This is a genomic window from Amycolatopsis sp. 505 (assembly GCF_031625235.1).
Taxonomy (GTDB): domain Bacteria; phylum Actinomycetota; class Actinomycetes; order Mycobacteriales; family Pseudonocardiaceae; genus Amycolatopsis.
The window spans coordinates 15,102-32,753 of sequence record NZ_JACKQP010000017.1 but is presented as its reverse complement, the minus strand read 5'-3'; the positions used below and the strand labels follow the sequence as shown (position 1 = coordinate 32,753).

General features: G+C 70.8%; 15 protein-coding genes. 8 read left to right on the top strand and 7 right to left on the bottom strand.

Annotated features, from left to right (window positions below; translation table 11 throughout):
* Nucleotides 1-35 precede the first annotated feature (35 nt).
* Nucleotides 36-1,247, top strand: coding sequence for a GNAT family N-acetyltransferase (locus tag H5965_RS42770; RefSeq protein WP_310977015.1), 1,212 nt, complete (start codon nucleotides 36-38; stop codon nucleotides 1,245-1,247).
* 127 nt (nucleotides 1,248-1,374) lie between these two features.
* Complete coding sequence (locus H5965_RS42765) at nucleotides 1,375-1,968, top strand: hypothetical protein (RefSeq protein ID WP_310977014.1); 594 nt, start codon at nucleotides 1,375-1,377, stop codon at nucleotides 1,966-1,968.
* A gap of 4 nt (nucleotides 1,969-1,972) precedes the next feature.
* Here the strand turns inward: H5965_RS42765 and H5965_RS42760 are convergent, their stop codons facing one another.
* From H5965_RS42760 to H5965_RS42750, 3 genes are read right to left on the bottom strand one after another with little or no spacing between them, the layout of a single operon-like run.
* On the bottom strand, nucleotides 1,973-2,596 hold the full coding sequence (locus H5965_RS42760; protein ID WP_310977013.1) for a response regulator transcription factor: 624 nt from the start codon (nucleotides 2,594-2,596) through the stop codon (nucleotides 1,973-1,975).
* The gene (locus H5965_RS42755; RefSeq protein WP_310977012.1) at nucleotides 2,541-3,734 is read right to left on the bottom strand and encodes an ATP-binding protein; all 1,194 of its coding nucleotides are present in this window, start codon (nucleotides 3,732-3,734) and stop codon (nucleotides 2,541-2,543) included. Before H5965_RS42755 ends, H5965_RS42760 begins: the two co-directional genes overlap by 56 nt.
* Nucleotides 3,735-4,949 carry a hypothetical protein gene (locus tag H5965_RS42750; RefSeq protein WP_310977011.1) on the bottom strand — a complete coding sequence of 405 codons (1,215 nt, stop codon included), beginning with the start codon at nucleotides 4,947-4,949 and terminating at the stop codon, nucleotides 3,735-3,737.
* A 273-nt stretch (nucleotides 4,950-5,222) separates the two neighbouring features.
* Between H5965_RS42750 and H5965_RS42745 the strand changes: the two genes are divergently transcribed.
* Nucleotides 5,223-5,750, top strand: coding sequence for a hypothetical protein (locus H5965_RS42745; RefSeq protein ID WP_310977010.1), 528 nt, complete (start codon nucleotides 5,223-5,225; stop codon nucleotides 5,748-5,750).
* 18 nt (nucleotides 5,751-5,768) lie between these two features.
* On the opposite strand, the gene H5965_RS42740 is transcribed toward H5965_RS42745, so the two are convergent.
* Nucleotides 5,769-8,069: an SEFIR domain-containing protein gene (locus tag H5965_RS42740; RefSeq protein WP_310977009.1), complete on the bottom strand. Its 2,301-nt coding sequence runs from the start codon at nucleotides 8,067-8,069 to the stop codon at nucleotides 5,769-5,771.
* An 87-nt stretch (nucleotides 8,070-8,156) separates the two neighbouring features.
* On the opposite strand from H5965_RS42740, the gene H5965_RS42735 reads away from it, so the two are divergent.
* Nucleotides 8,157-8,444, top strand: a complete 288-nt coding sequence (locus tag H5965_RS42735) for a hypothetical protein (protein WP_310977007.1) — start codon at nucleotides 8,157-8,159, stop codon at nucleotides 8,442-8,444.
* Between the two features lie 5 nt (nucleotides 8,445-8,449).
* Here the strand turns inward: H5965_RS42735 and H5965_RS42730 are convergent, their stop codons facing one another.
* The 3 genes from H5965_RS42730 to H5965_RS42720 all read right to left on the bottom strand — a co-directional run bounded on the left by H5965_RS42730 (nucleotide 8,450) and on the right by H5965_RS42720 (nucleotide 11,233).
* On the bottom strand, nucleotides 8,450-8,593 hold the full coding sequence (locus tag H5965_RS42730; RefSeq protein ID WP_310977006.1) for a hypothetical protein: 144 nt from the start codon (nucleotides 8,591-8,593) through the stop codon (nucleotides 8,450-8,452).
* 137 nt (nucleotides 8,594-8,730) lie between these two features.
* Nucleotides 8,731-9,687: a 2-dehydropantoate 2-reductase N-terminal domain-containing protein gene (locus H5965_RS42725; RefSeq protein WP_310977094.1), complete on the bottom strand. Its 957-nt coding sequence runs from the start codon at nucleotides 9,685-9,687 to the stop codon at nucleotides 8,731-8,733.
* A gap of 106 nt (nucleotides 9,688-9,793) precedes the next feature.
* Nucleotides 9,794-11,233 (bottom strand): FAD-dependent monooxygenase, encoded by a 1,440-nt coding sequence (locus tag H5965_RS42720; protein WP_310977005.1) that lies wholly within the window; start codon nucleotides 11,231-11,233, stop codon nucleotides 9,794-9,796.
* 115 nt (nucleotides 11,234-11,348) lie between these two features.
* Between H5965_RS42720 and H5965_RS42715 the strand changes: the two genes are divergently transcribed.
* The 4 genes from H5965_RS42715 (at nucleotide 11,349) to H5965_RS42700 (ending at nucleotide 17,506) form a co-directional block, all read left to right on the top strand.
* Entirely contained in the window at nucleotides 11,349-12,308 is a 960-nt protein-coding gene (locus H5965_RS42715; protein WP_310977003.1) for an Lrp/AsnC family transcriptional regulator, read from the top strand.
* 310 nt (nucleotides 12,309-12,618) lie between these two features.
* A complete protein-coding gene (locus H5965_RS42710) occupies nucleotides 12,619-13,917 on the top strand; it encodes a 2-polyprenyl-6-methoxyphenol hydroxylase-like oxidoreductase (RefSeq protein ID WP_310977002.1) in 1,299 nt (432 codons plus the stop codon).
* 372 nt (nucleotides 13,918-14,289) lie between these two features.
* Nucleotides 14,290-16,155: an FAD/NAD(P)-binding protein gene (locus H5965_RS42705; RefSeq protein WP_310977001.1), complete on the top strand. Its 1,866-nt coding sequence runs from the start codon at nucleotides 14,290-14,292 to the stop codon at nucleotides 16,153-16,155.
* Nucleotides 16,156-16,237: 82 nt separating this feature from the next.
* Entirely contained in the window at nucleotides 16,238-17,506 is a 1,269-nt protein-coding gene (locus H5965_RS42700; protein WP_310976999.1) for a putative PEP-binding protein, read from the top strand.
* Nucleotides 17,507-17,652: the final 146 nt, after the last annotated feature.

Sequence of the window (17,652 nt, the reverse complement as noted above, 5' to 3'; positions counted from 1 at the left end):
TGGTCCGGGGCCGACCACGACCGTACGGTGAGCCCATGCACGCCGGGCTCACGGAGCGCATCGAGGCGAACGTCGTCGAACACGCCTGTCATCTGCATCGCCATACCGAGGGCATGACTGTCACGGAAACCGACGATCTGGTGATCGCCGACAGCGGTATCGAAGGCGATGCCAGTACCGGTGCCGACACCTTCAACATCGTCGCGAACGCTCGGTTCGCGCCGGATGAGGTGAAGGACCGCCTCTACCGCACGGTGTTCAAGCTGCGTTTGACCGGCCGTGCCTTCTCCTGGTCGGCCGGTCCGAATTCCGCGGATTTGCCGTTCGGCTCCGTCGAATTGACGGCCGGGCGAAGGGAAGCTGCGATGTGGGCCCCCGCCGCGGACATCCCCGTTGCGGACCGGCTCCCGGATCTGGAAATCCGCCGGGTCCGTACCCCCGAGGAACTCGCCGACTACGCCCGGATCCTGGCCGCCAACCGGAATCCGCCCGCCGTCGCCGTTGCCGAGTTCTACGATCGTGTGGCCTCGTCAGCCCTCGCCGAGGACTGCCCGGCGCACTATCTACTCGGTTACCACCACGGCGCGCCGGTCAGCGCAGGCGAGGTTTTCCTACACGCCGGGGTCGCCGGTATCTACAACATCTCCACCTTGGCCGCTTTCCGGCGCCGGGGATTCGGTGGCGTCATGACCTCGGCCGCGATAGACAGTGCTCGCGCCGCCGGATACGACACGGTGGCGCTGCGAGCGTCCGCCGAGAGCGAGCCGGCGTACCGCCAGCTCGGTTTCCGTGCCGATGGCTGGTTCACCGAGTACCCCGTCCCGATCGTTTCGTTGGAAGACCGCGGCTACACCACGCGGGAGCAGCTGATCTCCATCGGCTTCGAACACGTTCACGTGGAAAACGAGCGCTACGACGGCCCGCAAGCCGGTGTCGCCGACATCTCCGGCGTTCCGCACTACTTCCTCAGGCTGAACAACTTCTTCGAGGACGGTGACGAGTTCTCCGTCTGGCCGATCGACGACGAGGGTCTCGCCCTCGAACAGGAAGCCTGGCGTCTCCACGTGAAAGCATGGGACGCGGGGGAGTGTGAACCCGCGCGCTTCAATGAGCTCGAATCGCTGCTGGAGGCTCGCCGTACCACGCCGCCCGCCATTGCGCGAACGATGTTCGCGCAATGGCGTTTCGACGAACGCGATGCGCGCCACGACGACAGCGGCCCTACCTACCTGATGCGCTGGCGCTAGTACTGCGGGACGGGAGTCAGGTGCCGGCGGTCGAGCAGCCGGGGTGAAATGGGTAAGAATACCCATGTGCGCATGGGAAAATCCGGTCGCTTGCGGACGCTGTCACCGGGCAGAACCATGAGAACCCATGAGACGCAACAAGATGAGCTGGATCCGCAGAGGACTGATCGCGCTGAGTGCGGCGGCGCTGGCCACGGTCGCCGTGGCGGCACCGGCCTCCGCCGGCTCCGAGGGGCCGTGGTGCTTCAAGTGGCGGGGGCAGGTGATCTGCGTTCCGGTGCACCTCGACTGGAACTGGGAGCTCGGCTGCCCGCAGTGTGGCCTGGCGGTCGACTGGCTGCCCGACCCGCAAGAGGTCGTGGGCCGGCGGATCGCGCTCGGGCTGGGTGAGCTCAGCAGTGCGGGACGCACCCCCGACCCGGTGCGGCGGGCCCAGTTGCGGGCCGCGGCGTTCGACGAGTTCACCCAGGCCGCCCAAGCGAGTCCGGGCGCCCGGCCGTTCCCGGCGCGGGTCGGCTTCATCGACGAGCTCGGTACCGTCAAGCCACAGCCGGAGCCGTGGCTGCAGGCCGCCGCACAGGACATCTCCGCCGGCGTCGGGTACATCCAGCTCGCGCTGAACGACTGGACCGGTGGCGGAGCCGTGTTCCGCCAGCAGGCTGTCGCGAAGCTCGACGAGGCCTACGCGGAGCTGGCCCACGCCCAGGTGATCGGCACCTGACGCGTCAGGGGTGGTGGTTGCGGGCGACGCGGATGAGCACGGAACGGCGGTGGTGGCCGAGCTTGGCGCGGATGTTCTCCAGGTGGCGGTTGACCGTGCGGACGGCGATCTGCAGCTCCTCGGCGATCTCGCGGTTGTCGTAGCCCTTGGCCAGGCAGCGCAGCACATCCCGCTCCCGGGTGGTGAGCGGGCGGGACGATTCGTGCAGTTCGCCGATCAGGTGCGCGGCGAGGTCGGCGGGCAGGACCGGGCCGGTGAGCACGGCCGCCACGGCCGCGGTCAGCTCCGCGGCGGTGGTCGCCTTGCTGACGCAGCCGTGGGCCCCGGCGCGGACCGCCGCCAGGAACTCCGCGGGTTCTCCTTGGGAAAGCACGAGAATCCGGATATCGGGCCAGTGGACGCGCAGGTAGCCGATGACGTCGACGCCGCTGCCCGCCCCGGGGCCCAGCCGCAGATCGACCAGCGCGACGTCGGGGTGGAGCCGGTCGGCCAGCCGGCAGGCGGCCGGCGCGTCCGCGGCCTCACCCACGACCGTCACCCGGCCATCGCGCTCGAGTGCGGTTCGGACACCGTCACGGGTGATCGGGTGATCCTCGACGACCAGCAACCGGACCGGATTTCCCGGCATGCTCACCTCTCCCTCGGGGGATGCGCAGTTCCACTTCGGTGCCCTGGCCGGTGCGGCTGCGGATGCGGACCTGCCCGCCGAGGCGTTCCACCCGAGCCCGGACCGACAGCCGCAGGCCGATCCCGTTCGTGTCGCGGCCCGGCTCGAACCCCACGCCGTCGTCCCGGACGCTCACCGTGACATCGCTGCGATCCTGCAACACGGTGAGCCAAACCCGGTGCGCCCGTGCGTGTTTGACGACGTTGCTCAGCAGTTCCGCAACCGCGGCGACGACGTCGGCCGCCACGGCCTCCGGCAACCGGACCGGGCCGCTCGCCACCAGGCGGACCGGGATCTCGTCGCGCCGTCCGGCGAGCTCGGCCAACTCCTCGCGCAGCGACACGACACCGGCCGGAACCGGGTCGGGATCGGAGCGCGCCAGACCGCGCAGCGCCGCCTCCTGCCGGGCGATCCCCTCGGCCACGGCGGCCAGCGCCGGCGCGGCCGACAGTTCCCCGATCCGGGCCCGGAGCCGGCCCAGGTTCTGCAGGACGTCGTCGTGGATCCGCGCGGCGAGGCGCTCCCGTTCGGCCAGCCGCGCCGTCCGCTCGCCGTGCCGGATGGCCTGCTCGCGCAGCTGGTCGAGCTGACCGGCGGCCACGCCCACCGCGCCACCCAGCAGCACGTACGACAGGCCCCAGCCGACCACGGTCAACAGCTGCAGGAACGACAGCCGCGCGAACGCGACCTCATTGGCCGCGTAAGCGAACGGCAGGCTCAGCCCGACCACCGCTCCGGCGACCAGGCCACCCGGAATCCCCCGGACGACGCCCCACGCCGCGACCGCCGCGGCCGGATACGCGCCCATGAACGACGGGTGGTCGGTCAGCACCGCGTGCGCCGGGTACACCCGGCCGTACCCCACGATCAACGCCACGGCCGTGGCCAGATCGGCGGCGAGCACGAGCCGCATCCGCCGCACCGCGGCCATCGTCAGCCAGGCCGTCCAGCATCCGGTGGCGATCAGGGCGACGCCGGCCTCGACCGGCCGCTGGATCTGACCGCCGGCGAACGCCACCACCAGCATCCAGCCGAACGCCAGCCAGCGCAGGCCGAGCACCAGCAGCATGGGGGCCGGATGCCTGGGTTCGGTCGGCATCTACCCGACCCGGACGGCAACTTCGTCGGGCGGCCAGGTGCAGGCGGACCGGCTCAAGAAGTGCTTTTCACAGGCCTGGATCGAGACCAGGTACGTCGTCGCCGGCCGGACGTCGGGCAAGGTGACCTCGAAGCCGGCCACCTCACGGTGCCGTTCCGACCACGGCGTTCCGTCGGCCGGCTGCCAGGTGACGTTGAACGCGTCCGCGGCGCCGTACTGCCAGCCGACGTGGATTCCGTCGGCGTCGGCGTAAGCCGCGGTGATGCACGGGCGATCGCGCGCCGCACAGGGGCCGGCGAGGTCGCGGGCCCGGCGGGAGTACTGCTGTCCCACGTGGACCTCCGGGTCGCCGTCGGCGGTCAGGACGATGGTGCCGCCACGGAAGTTCACGTAGGCGATGGTCGTGTCGTCCACGTTGCCGTCGGTGGGCCGGCCGAGCACGCCGGACGGGCCGCCGGCGGCGATCCAGGCGTTGAAGATCGGTACGGCCATGGTGATCGGCTCCTCCGGCGGGAAGGCGTACACCACTTCACTCCACCCGAATCGGTTGCCGACGACCGGAGTCCACGGCGTGTAGCGCACGCCCGCTTCGGCCGAGCGGGTGTCGGCGGCCGGGCAGCCGACCCCGACGCGCCCGCCCCGGTGCAGCCACCAGTCGTGTACGGGCGCATCGACGGCGAACCGGGGGCAGTCGTACCGGGCGGACCGATCGTTCGCGATGGCGATGATCGTCGCGCTCACCGCCGCACCGGCCGCGAGCAGGACCAGGACCGTGCGAACGGCCAAGCTCCGCGCGGGCGGCGGACCGAGCGGCAGCTCGAGGTCCGGTGCGGCGAGGAGCCTGGCGATGCGCGCCTGCCGCCAGGACCACCCGGCGGCCGACGGCAGGCACCCGGCCACCGCACCGCTCAGTGCGGTGATCCCGTCCACCTCACCCAGCACCGCGGCGAACCCGGTCAGGCCGACGATGACGAGGACCGTTGCGCCGACACTGCGAACCAGCCGCCACCACCACGGCGCCGCCAGCCACTGCCGTGCCCAGCCGGCGGACACGTTCCACACGTCCGGCTCGGGAAACCGCTTTCCCCGGCGGGCTTCCCGCACCACGGCTCGCCGGACCGCGAAACCGAGATTCCACCACGCGACCTGCGCTCCCACAATGTCCGCGAGCACGCGCTGCCCGGCACCCGTGCCCGACGCGGCGATCACCCCCACCAAGCCGAGTCTACGGTTTCACCGGGGCGACCGCACTACCCTGGATGGACGCTGTGCGGCTACGGCAGCGGTCTCACGACAATAGTAGGCATGGGCAATCTTACCCACGGTCGAGTGGGCAAGATCGGACGCTTATCGGCCCGCACTTCCTGTGCCAGCATCGATTACCGGAAAGGAAATCGGGATCCGCGAATCACCCCGGCGCCCCGGCGACATTCGATGCGAAAGGCGAACACCGTGAAATACGGATTTGTCAAAAGATCCGCAAAGGCTTTGGCCCTGGCCACCGCGCTCCTGTCGGCGGTCTCGTTGACCACCGCAACGCCCGCGCAGGCGAGCATCGTGCAAGTGTGGGACAGCGTCGAGGGGGCCACCCCCTGGACCCGCTGGCAGGGCGGCGGTTCCGGGGACGGTGTCGCCGGCTACGACCTCAACGGCGGCGTCGCCCGCTCCGGCGCCAACGACGGCTGGCTTTACGTCGGCAACGGCTGGGCCGCCAACCGCATCCCGGTCAACATCTCCAATTGGAACCGCGGCAACTGCGCCGTCGGCGTCTGGTTCAACCCTCTCACCCCGGCCGGCGCCCAGGTCGGACTCCAGATCTGGAACCCCGACGGCTGGCGCATCATCGCCGAGACCTACCCCTGGTTCCCCGGCGGCGGCTACCGCCAGGCCTTCATCACCGGCCTCGACCTGCGCGGGTTCACCGGCGACATCTACCTCCAGGTCATCTACGGCAACGGCAACGGCACCAAGACCTTCGTGCGCTTCGACGACATGGCCATCCAGTGCTCCTTCTGACCTGTCCGATCGAGTCCCTCAGCGCTGCCCGGGGCCGCCCAAGTGCCGTTGCAGGTGCCGGTGGCGGAACTGGTGGACCGCGCCGTACTGGCGGAGCACGCCGCGGTCGCGGGCGTCGTCCAGGAACCCGAACAGGCGCCACGGGAGCTTGCCGCGCGCGGCGAGCACGAGCCGGGCCGTGGTGAACCTGGCGTACGCGCTGAGCAACATCCAGGCGGCGGCGTAACCGAGCGCGATCCGGACCGCGTAGCCGAGGCCGAGCACCGCGAAGATCACCGCGATCGCCAGCATGGTCCCGGTGCCGGCCAGGAGCACGTTCCGGTCGGCGCGGAGGGTGGCGCCCGGACTCGTCGGGCGGTCGAGATCGGCGAGCACCACCACGCCGTCGCCGCGGCCGTGGCGCTGCCGGTGCCACAGCTTGCGGCCGAACCACCAGGCCAGGAACCCGCCGCCGAGCGCCGAAGCCGTCACCACCAGTGCCGCGCGCACGGTGTGCACGAGTCCGGTCGCGACGCTCCGGCCGGCGACCAGCAGCGCGAGCACGCCGACGACGAACAGCAGCGCAGTCCCCAGCAGTTTCGCGAAGTCGCGCAATTCGGCGCGGACCTTCGACGTCGAGTTGTCGAACCGGTGCGGGGTTTCGAGATCGGTGACGTTGAAGTACGCGAGGTACCGCGAGTGGCCGGCGGCCAGCCCGACCACGGCGGCGGCCACCGACCCGGGGAGGACACCGGCCGTGCTGACCAGCCCGAAGCCGAGCGTGGCGCCCGCCGCGACGCGACAGGCCGGAGCGACCCAGGGGAGGGAACGATCGAGCTGCCACCACGCGATGTCCGCCGTCCCGGTCGCGGCGAGGTGCGCCAGCCAGCGCCGCACGGTGCCGTGGTCCACCCGGGCGAAGGCCCCGTGGCGGCGGTGCCCGGGGTAGTCCGGGTAGACCGCCGGGACGAGGTGCCGCACCAGGTGGGCCTCGATCGAGTCGGGGTCCGGGAAGCGCGTCCGGTCGCACAGGTCACCGGGATCGCGGCCGGGGTCCTGGTGGACCACGCGGATCAGCCACACCACGAGCGGCGTCGGCGCGGGCTCGGTGCGCAGGCGGGCGAACAGCGGAGCCAAGCGGGACCGGCCGTGGGGGACGGTCTCGGCCAGGTAGTCCTCGACGTCGTCCCGGTCGAGCGGCCGGAGTTCGGCCCGGGTGGCGCGCGTCAGCCCGACGCCCGCCGCGTCCAAGGCGCGGTATTCGGCGAGGCCGCAGGTGACGACCAGCGGAACCGACGACCCCAGCCGGTTGAGCGCCGCGATCGCCTCGGGCCGCAGGTCTTCGGCGATGGTCTCCAGGCCGTCGAGGACGGGCAGCACCAGGCCCACCTCGAGCAGCGCGGACGCCAGTGTCAGCCGTCGCCCGTCGACCCAGCGCACGGTCCCGCTGAGCCGGTGGTCGCGGGCCAGCCGGCGGGCGAGCCAGTCGAACGGGTGCAGCTCGCCCGGGTGCCAGCCGGTGACGGGGACCAGCACCGGCACCGGCGCGCCCCGGGCCCACCCGGCCAGCAGATCGGTCACCAGGCGGATCGCCGATACGCTCTTGCCGGACCCCGGCGGCCCGAGCAGGAGCAGCCGCCGGGACGGCACGTCATCGCGGAAGAACGGCCCGATCCGCTCGAACTCGCGGCTGTCGGCGCGCCAGCGGGTGACCAGCGGACGCGGGTCGTCGAGCCCGAGCCGCCGCGACTCACCCCGCCACAGGTCGCCGACCGCGCCCGCGAGGCTCTCCGAGGCGTCGACGAGCACCCGGCTCAGGTCCGCGCTCAGCAGGGACAGCCCGTCCGGCCGATCGGCGAGCGGCCCCAGCTCCGGCTGGACGCGGCGGGGTTGTCCGGTCAGCACCCGCAGCAACTCGTCGAACTGCTCGGGGATCGCGTACCGGGTGGCGGAGTAGGGCTGGAGGAACGCGGGCAGGTCGTCGGCGGAGCACCCGGGCAGGACGACGGGGAGGATCTTGGCCAGCCACTGCGCGCGGTCCTGGGCCAGGTGTTCGCGCAGCATGACGAGCTGGAACCGGTCGTAGCCGGGAGATTCGCCGTCCGAGGTGGCCAGCTGTTTGTACCGGGGCGAGCCGATCGCGAGCACGAAGTCGCCGTGCTCGAGCTGGTCCATGGTCCAGTCGAGCCAGTCCCGCCGCCGATCCCGCTCCCACTGGTCCAGCCGCGCATCGATGCCGGAGGCGCGCAGCCGCCCGGCGAACAGCCGGACGGTTTCGGTGTGGTCACCGGAGTCATCGGCGTAGGAGACGAAAACCCGGGGACTTCGCGTGGGCGGCACGCCGGCCGATTCTAGTGCCGGGGGGCTTTCACGTACCGGTTTCGCGTCGACGCGTGGATCCTTGGAGCAGAACAGTGGGAGGGTCTGATGGCTGTCGGAAGTGAGCAACGCCGCCGGGAACGCACACCTCGCATCGAGGCACAGTTCTCGTCCAAGAACGTCGAGGCGGCCCTCGACCTGCTGCACCTGGCGGACCTGGCGTGGCACGACTGCTACGGCCCGCGGGAACTGGAGCTGCCTCCGCAGGTTCTCGACGATGTGCTGCTGCTGTCGGAGGGCAATCTGGCGAAGCTGATCCGAAACGCTCGAGCGGCCGTCGTGGACTTCCGGGACGTGCGAGTCGCCGCGGACGACAAGCGCGCGGAGCTTCAATAGGAAGCTCAGGGCTGCACGGGCGCGGTGAGGTTCTCGCCCGCGCCCATCACATGGATGTAGTCGTTGCCGCCGGCGGTTCGCGGCGCAGCGACCGTGTGTGCGAACAGGAGGGATCCGGCCTTCAGCACGCCGACGCCGAGCCAGAGCACGCTGAACGCGCGGATGCCGAACGCCGCGGCCAGGGGAATGAGCCCGACCAGGCCACAGAGCAGCGACGCGATGGCGAAGCCGTCGGTTCGTCGAACAAGGTGCCCCCTTCGGAATCCCCCGGCCCGGAGACAGCACCCTAGACCACGGGTGGGCTACCGGCGAAGCTCGATTCCGCCGCTTCCAGGCGTGGCACGGCGATGCCGAGCCGGCGGGCTTCGGCCAGGGTGTCGCGGCAGACCTCCCGTGGCTCCTCGGCTGCCGGGTCGGCGTGACCCTCGAAACTCCTGCGCACCAGCGGGACGTGCGCGGTCAGCCACGCGAACGCCGGGGCCGTCAGCCAGGTCGGCGCCCGGTATCCCAGCGTGTCACGCCGGCGCAGGTCGGCGCCGCGCGCCCGGAGCACCGGCAGCAGCTCCCGGGCGGTCAGCAGCGCTTCGCTTAGATCGGCCGTCGCTCCGACCAATTCGGACAGCGTTCCCCGCCGCAGGCCCTGCGCGTGCAGGCCGGCGTTCATCGCGAAATGGAGCCACAGCCAGGTGCGGAAATCGCGCTTCTCCCGCAACCGGAAGCCGGCCTCGCGAAACACCCGCCGCGTCGCTCTCTCGCGCGCGGTCGGGGGCCGGTCGACGGTGCCGAAGACGACCGCGGGCAGGAGCGTTCCGCGGAGCACGCCGTCTTCGCCGAAGCCGCCGCCCGCCAACGGAAAGCCCCACGCCACCTGATCGACGGGCAGAGCGCCGATCGCGGTCAGTGGCTCGGCCCAGATGTTGCCGAACACCAGGACCGTGGCGTTGCCGACGCGCGGTGCCAAGAACGCGGCCGCTTCCGGGAGGCGGTGGTGCGGCACGCTCAGCACGATCAGGTCGAAATCGTGGTCCGGCGGCAGTTGTTCGCGGTAGCGCACCGGCCACGCCTGGACCACGCGCTGCCCCCACACCCGCCTCCGTGCGTCGAGCAGATCGAGCTCCACCGCCTCCCCGTAAGCCGACGCGCGGCCCGGCCGGACGTAGCACTCGACGTCGTGTCCGGCCCGCTCCAGGGCCCAGCCGTGCACCGTGGCGATGGCGCCCCGGCCGAACATGAGGATCTTCACGCGCACCTCGTCGAGTGTGATGAAATTGGAGGTCATCTCCACTTATCACGCTAGGGAGGTGGTGCCCGCTTGTCAACGCGTGGGGCGAAGCCACGGCCAGGAGGCCCTATGGGCGGTCGCCGAACCAGTGACCGAGCGCCGGCCCAAGATCGTCCGGGTGGCCGGCCCAGCACACGTAACCGTCCGGCCGGATGAGCATCGGCTCGGTGGCGACGCCCTGTCCCACGCGGTCCACGCGGTCCCGCCAACGGCCGGCGACCTCGGCGAACCTGTCGGCCGGGTCGATCAGGAGACCGCGCCCGCACCGCAGCAGTTCGTGCGACCGGACCGGGCCGAGCCGCTGATCCGGTGCGGGCAGACCGACGCGCGGCTGGCCTTCGCTGCCCGGCATCGGGTACCGGATGCCCATCCCGGACAGCATGTCGTCCAGGTGGTACTGCACTTCCGGAAGCTGGGCCAGCGCGGCGAACAAATCCTTGGCCGCCGCCAGATCCGGGTCGCCGGTGCCCTGGTGGTCCATCAGCAGGCTCTGCGCCTGGACGTTGCGCAGCACGGCGGCCCCGACCGGGTGCCGTTCGGCGTGGTAGGTGTCGAGCAGGTGCGCCGGCGCCCAGCCGTGCACCGCGGCGCCGAGCTTCCACCCGAGGTTCAGCGCGTCCTGGATCCCGGTGTTCATGCCCTGCGCGCCGATCGGGAGGTGGACGTGCGCGGCGTCGCCCGCCAGGAACACCCGGCCGTGCCGGTAGCGGGCGGCTTGCCGGGCCGCGTTGGTGATGCGGCGGGCGTAGCGCAATTCGAGCAGGTGCACGCGTGAGCCGAAGACGGCGCGCAGCCCGTCGCGGAGCTCGTCCTCGGTGACCGGGGCGTCCCGGGGCAGCGACCGGCCCGGCCCGCCCAGCGCGAGCCGGCGCAGCGGCCTGCCCTGCGGATCGGTGCCGAGCGGGAACACCGACACCCAGTGGCCGTCCTCGCTTCGGGCGTGCACCATCCCTTGTTCGCCGCCACTCAGCCGCACGTCGGCGGCGACGGTGGTCATCGTGCCGGGCCGGCCGGGGAACTCCGCCTTCAGCAGCGAGCGGACCGTGCTGCGGCCGCCGTCGGCCCCGACCAGGTAGCGGGAGCGGACGACGCTGCCGCTCGCGAAGGTCGCGGTGACCCCGTTCTCGTCCTGGGTGAGACCGGTCAGGTCGTGGTCACGCCGGACGTGGATGCCTTGTGCGGCAAGGTGCCGCTCGAGGAAACCCTCGATCACCACCTGCGGGATGGACCGCCACGGATGGGCGTGCCGGTTTCGGGTGAGCGGGAGCGTGATCCCGGCGAAGTGTGCGGTGCCGGCCGGGTGGTTTCCGGTGGCCAGCAACGGTTCCAGCAGGCCGCGCTGGTCGAACGCCTCCTGCGTGCGCGACTGCACGCCACCCGCCTTCGACAACGTGCTGCGCTGCGGCAGCTTGTCGACCAGCACGGCCGGCACGCCCGCCACCCGCAGTTCGTTGGCCAGCGTCAGGCCGGTCGGGCCCGCGCCGACGACGAGCACCTCGGTGTCCATGGGGTCTCCCCGGGTTGTATCGATCAGGACGGGAGCGACGCTCCGCCCGGCGACGCGGCTGTGCCAGAAACCGGCGTTATTGCGTCGATATCCGACACTGATTAGCCTCTTCGAGGTGGAATACGACGAACTGGATCGTCGGCTGGTGCACGCCCTGCAGATCAACGGCCGGGCGCCGTTCAGCACGATCGCCGGCGTTCTCGGCGTATCGGATCGCACCATCGCCCGCCGGTACGCCCGGTTGCGGTCGGCCGGGGCGGTGCGGGTGCTCGGCGGCGTCGACCCGGCCGCGCTGGGCGCGGTGCTGTGGTTCCTGCGGGTGCGGTGCGCGCCCGCCGCGTCGGTGCCGGTCGCCGAGGCGCTGGCCCGGCGTCCCGACACGTCCTGGGTGAGCATCACCTCCGGGGGTACGGAAATCACCTGCACGGTCCGCACCGAAAGCGAGGCCGACAGCGAGGCGCTGCTGCTGGCCAAGCTGCCGCGCACCCCGCGCGTGGAGGGCGTGACAGCGCACTCGGTGCTGCACGCGTTCTACGGCGGCCCGGACAGCCTGGTCGCCAAGCTGGGATCGCTGGACGAAGAGGCGATCGAGCGGCTGCGCCCGGCCCCGATCCCGCACCGGCCGGGACCGGTCCGGCTCGACGACGGAGACCGCAAGCTCCTCGCCACCCTCGCGACCGACGGCCGGGCCGAGATCGAGCGCCTGGCCGCGGCGACCGGCTGGTCGCCGACGACGGTCCGCCGCCGGATGACCGAGCTGCGCGAGCGCGGAGTGCTGTACCTGGACATCGACGTCGACGGAAGCATGTTCGGCGTCGGCCCCCGAACGCTGCTCTGGCTCTCGGTCGCCCCCACGAACCTGGAGGAGGTGGGCACGGAGCTGGCCGCACACCCGGAGATCGCGTTCGCGGCCGCCACCACCGGGCCGACGAACGTGTGCGCGAGCGTGGCGTGCGCGAACCAGCAGGAGCTGTATAGGTACCTGACGGGCCGGCTGGCCCGGCTGACCGCCATCACCCACCTCGAGACCGCACCCGTGATCAAGACCGTGAAGCGGGCCGCGAACCAGCTGTAGTTTTCAGCGGCGACGCACGCGCTGCTTCCGCGCGGGCCGACCGGGTCCGGGGAACCCGGAGGATTCCCGCTTCGACGCCCTCACTGCGGCATGAGAGTGCGAGCCCTCCGGCGACACTTTGACGAAGCTTGTAATTGCGGACTATCCACGGCGGTCAACCTGTCGTGAAACAGCATCGTTCATACTGGCGCGTGGCTTCCTGGGGTTCGACCACCAGTTGGGGCCGGTTGGCTGATCTGCTCGGCGTTCGACCGAGCAGATCAGCACAGCTGAATAAGCGCACCGCTGCGGAAACTGTCACAGTCGCCCCATGACGCATGCGGTGGTGCTGGGCGCGAGCATGGGTGGACTACTGGCGGCGCGGGCGTTGGTCGGCTCCTACGACCGGATCACGGTGGTCGACCGGGATCCCCTGGCGGCCGGCGTCGTGCACCGGCGGGGGGTGCCGCAGGCCAGGCATTTCCACACCATCCTGCTGCGCGGCAAGGATGCGCTCGACGAGATGTTCCCCGGCTTCTCGGCCGAGCTGGTCGCGGCGGGCGCGGTGCCGGTGGGGTTCAATGTGGACGCGCGGTTCGTGCTGGCGGGTCACCCGATGGTGCGCTCGAACACCGGCGCGGCGGACATCCAGGCGACCCGGCCGATGCTGGAGGGCGCGGTCCGGGCGCGGGTGGCGACCTGTCCCGGCGTGCGGATCGTGCCCGGCTGCGACGTGGTCGGGCCGGTGTTCGAGGGCGACCGGGTGACCGGCGTCCGGGTGGACCGCGACGGCGCGGAGGAGGTGTTGGCCGCCGACCTCGTCATCGACGCGATGGGCCGGTCCGGTCGGGCCCGGTCGTGGCTCGCGTCGGTCGGCCTGCCGACGCCCGCCGAGGACCGGATCGACGTCAACATGATGTACGCCAGCAGGCTCGTGCGGCCGGAGACACCGTTCCAGGACAAGCTGGTCCTGGTCGGCCCGGTGCCCGGTCGGCCGACCGGGTTCGCGTTCGCCGCGCAGGAGGGCGGCGACTGGATGGTCACCCAGGTGGGCATGGCGGGTGACCACCCGCCGACCGACGAAGCGGGCTTCCTGGCGTTCCTCAAGCGGTCCGCGCCACCGGACGTGCAGGACGCCGTGGCCGCCTCCGAACCGGTGAGCGAGATCCGCACGCACCGGTTCCCGGCGAGCCTGCGCCGCCGCTACGAGCACCTGCGGCAGTTCCCGCCGGGTCTGCTCGTATTCGGTGACGCGATGTGCAGCTTCAACCCGATCTACGGCCAGGGCATGACCGTCGCGGCGTTGGAGTCCGAGGCCCTGCGGCGGTGCCTGGAGATCGGCGACGCGGACCTGTCCACGCGGTTCTTCCGCGCCGCGGCCAAGATCATCGATCCGGTGTGGCAGCTCAACGCGCTCGGAGACCTGGCGCTGCCGGAGATCCCCGGCCACCGCTCGCTGTCCACCAAGACGCTGAACCGATACGTGGCCCGGCTGCAACGCGTCGCCGCGCACGACCCCGTGGCCGCCGCCGCGTTCATCCGCACCATCGGGCTCCTGCAACCGCCGACGTCGATCCTGCGCCCGGACGTGCTGGCGCGCGTCGTGGTCGGCGGCCTGCGTCACGCCTGAGCCGCCGACGCCCGCGCACCGGCTGCCTTGGGCACCGTGCTGCTGACGTTCGCGTTCCTCGCGGTGAGCGCGGTCTCCGTGATCGCGAGGTGATCACCCGCCGGGTGCAGCCGCGCAACCGGATCGGGCTGTTGTCGGTGCTCTGCTCACGCTGCCGCGTCGGCTGGTCGTCGGCGCCGGGTACGCCGGCCAAGGACGATGGCGAGGCGGTCGGTGTTTTGGCCAGAACGCGCTGTCGTCGGCATGAGAGGGCGTTGGGGCGCCTGTAACATCGTGGGGAAGTACGGCTTGTGGCCGAACAGACCCGGTCGGCCGAATGTGCAGACGCTGTTCGTGACGACTCGCGAAGCCGACAGGGACAGGAGTGGCACGATGTGGCTCTCGAACCGTTTTCGCAGGGTGGTCATCGTCGGAGCGGGCTTGGGAGGCACCGCCACCGCCGTCCGCCTCCTCCAGTTCGCGCGAGAGCCCTTGCAGTTGGTGCTGATCGAGCGGCATCCCGAGTATCGCAGCGCCGGCGTGGCCTACCACCGGGCGGGCAACCACTGGCATCACGTCTTCAACATCCAGGCGGGCCGGATGTCGATGTTCCGTGAGGACGTCGATGACTTCGTGGCCTGGGCGAACAGCGAGGCCGACCGCACCGGCTGGCCCCCGGAGTGGAGCGGCTTCACGTTCACCGAGTCCGGGCCCGCGCCGCGCCGGATCTATGCCGACTATCTTGCGGACCGCCTCGTCCAAGCCGCGTGCGAAGCGACGGACGGCGTGACTCTGGTCGAAGCCGACGGCGAGGTGGTCGACGTGGAAGTCGACGGCGGCCACGCACACGTCGTCGTCGACCGGTTCTCTGTGATCCGCAACGATTCCGATACCGCGCCCGACCGCGTCACTCTCCGCGCCGACCACGTCGTCATCGCGACGGGCCTTGAAGAACGGGACCTTCCGTTCGCGGCCGACGTGATGAACCACCCATCCTTCGTGCGGCACCCCTACTCCGAAGAGGGAATCGCGCGAATTCTCGGCATCGGGCAAGACGCCACGGTCGCCATCATCGGTACGCTGCTCACCGCGTACGACTCGGCCGCGCTGCTGCTGCGGCGCGGCCACACGGGGAAAATCGCCATGATCTCCCGATCCGGCCGGGTGCTTCGGACCTATCCGCCGGACCACCGGCACCGCGTTCTCGACCTGCCGGCGCCTCGGCTGCACAGCGACAGCTACGAAGGCCGCGGAGGGCTGCTTCAGCGCGTCACGGCCGAATGGGAACGGGCGTGTGCGATCGTCGCTCGCGAACACCCCGAGGTGGCGCCGGTGGTCGTGTCGGAACGGGTCGCGAAGTCCTGGGAGCCCTACCTGCCCGAGGTATTGGCCCGGATCCCCTCCGCCGACCTGCGGGCGCTCCTCGACGAGTACGGGACGCTGCTGGCCGCCCTGCGGGTCGGCGCGGTCGCGTACACGACCGAGATCGTCGACGCGGCGATGGACGACGGCGGGCCGATCACCCTCATTACCGGAAAAGTGGACCGGATCGTCGGCACTGAGGCGGGCACGCTGATGTTGTCGGTGGCCGGGTCGTCGTCGACGCAAACCCTCGAAGCGGACCTCGTGATCTCGAACTTCGGGCGGGAGCCGGACTACGGACGGGTCGGGTCGGCGCTCTGGGCGGCTCTCCTGCGGAAGAAGATCGCCGTGCGGCACCGGCGCACCGGGCGCGGCGTGGAGGTCGACGGATCCGGTGCCCTCCTCGGGCCGTCCGGGGTCGCGTCCGGTCCGATCTCCGTGATCGGCGGTCCGCGGGAGGGCGACGAGATCGTCCGGCTCGGCCGGATCGGCGCGTTCACGTTCAACCTCGCCGCGATCAAGAACCATTCGGTCGGCGTCGCCGCGACCCTGCTGCGCCGACTCGAATCCTGTTACGACGAGCATGCCGAGGACCTGGCCGAGACCTTGACCGAAGACCTCGGGGTGCGGAAGGCGTTCGCAGCTTCGGTCATGCTCGATGTGCGTCGAATGACCGCTCGGCGTAGTCGCGACCGAGAAGCCCTGGCGACCCGGCTCGAGGCAAGCCTTGCGGGAATTCGTGACGCCACCTCTGACAGCGAGGCCCCCTGGACCGATCGCGCCCTGCGATCCGCCGTGAACACGGCCGCCATGAGGAAGCTCAACGACCTGTCCGTCACACCGCGCGAACTTCGTGGCTTGCTGGGGCTCGATGAGCCGCTGGAATCGCTCGGCTGACTCCCCTGAGAGTCCACAGTGGACCAGCGGAGGCGCAGCGGGGAAGACGCGCCTGCGGCGGGAGACCGGCTAGCCTGGTGTCATGCCTCGACCGGATGCGGATCACCCGGAAACCGGTGAGAAGACGGGCTTGCGTGAAATACCGGGGTCCTTGCTCGTCGGCTCGCCGCGAGCGAGCGTTCGCGGCATCTGCAATCGCACGAGGAAACCGATCGAGGGCGCCGTTCTGGTGGTCGAGACACTCGGCCCCGACTTCTACGACGCCATCGTCGCCTCATCCGCCGTGATCTGCGCCAGAGGCGGCCGGACCGGCCACATGCAGTCGCTTTGCCGCTCGCGGGGAATCCCCGTCCTGCGCGTCGATTCGTTCGAGCCGGACGTGTTGGTGGGCGAAGTCACCGTCCGGGTCGATCGCGAGTCGGTCATCCTCGGCGGCGTCGACACGACGCGGCAGCAGGTGCCACTCGCAGGTGCCGGCCTCGACGACCTCGAGTCGGTCTGCGTGGTCATCGCCGACGCCGCCGACATCCGGTCCACGAATGACATCGTGCCGCGCGTCGAACAGGTGAACTGCTACTTCATCCGCGAGGAGTTCGTCTGCTTCGCCGCCGATCTGAGCCCAGTCGACTCGCTCCGGGCCGGGGATCGCGAGGCCGAGCACTACGGCGAAGCCATCGCCTCGCAGCTGTGCTCGATGGTGAAGGAGCTCCTTCCCGGTCAACGCCTGGTCATGAGACTGCTCGACCTCCGTTCGGACGATGCCGCCCGGATCACGACCGGGGTGGCGGTGGAGGACGAGCCCAACCCGGAGCTCGGCCTCCACGGCACCCGGTGGCTGCTGGCGGATCATCGCTATCCGCGCGCGTTCCGGGCACTCCGCGCCTACCTGCGGGTCCGCCTCGGCTGGGACGCGGATCGAGTCGGCTTCGCCGTGCCGTTCATCAATGACCAGGAAGAGTTCCTGCGGCTGCGGCAGCACCTCGGCCTGACCGGCGACACGCCACTCGGCGTTTTCCTCGAAACACCGGCGGCCGTGCACTCGGCGGCCGAGTTCCGCACTTCGGGAGCCAGTGAACTGTTCGTCGGCACCAAGGATCTGATCCAGTTCTACCTCGCGGCGGATCGCGGCAACCACCTGGTCGCCTCCTCGTACCAAACCCGGCACCCGGCCGTGCTGGCCGCGCTTCGCCAGGCCATCGAGTCGTGCCACGAAACCGGGCTGTCACTGCACGTATTCGTGCTGGGTGCCGATGTGGACCACTACCTCCGGCACCTTCCGACGCGCACGCTCATGATGTGCACCGCCGAACTGGAGCAACTCGCCCGGAGGGCCGAAGGCGGCAGTCCCTGACGCGTGACGAAGCGCCCGCAGGCCTCAGCCGTCGCTCGACGATTGCCGCCCATGAGCGGACGTGAGCGCACGACCAGCGGCATGAGCGGATGTTCATGCCGTGAACGCCCAGTCGACAAGACCGTTTGCTGGTACTGGCCTCGACA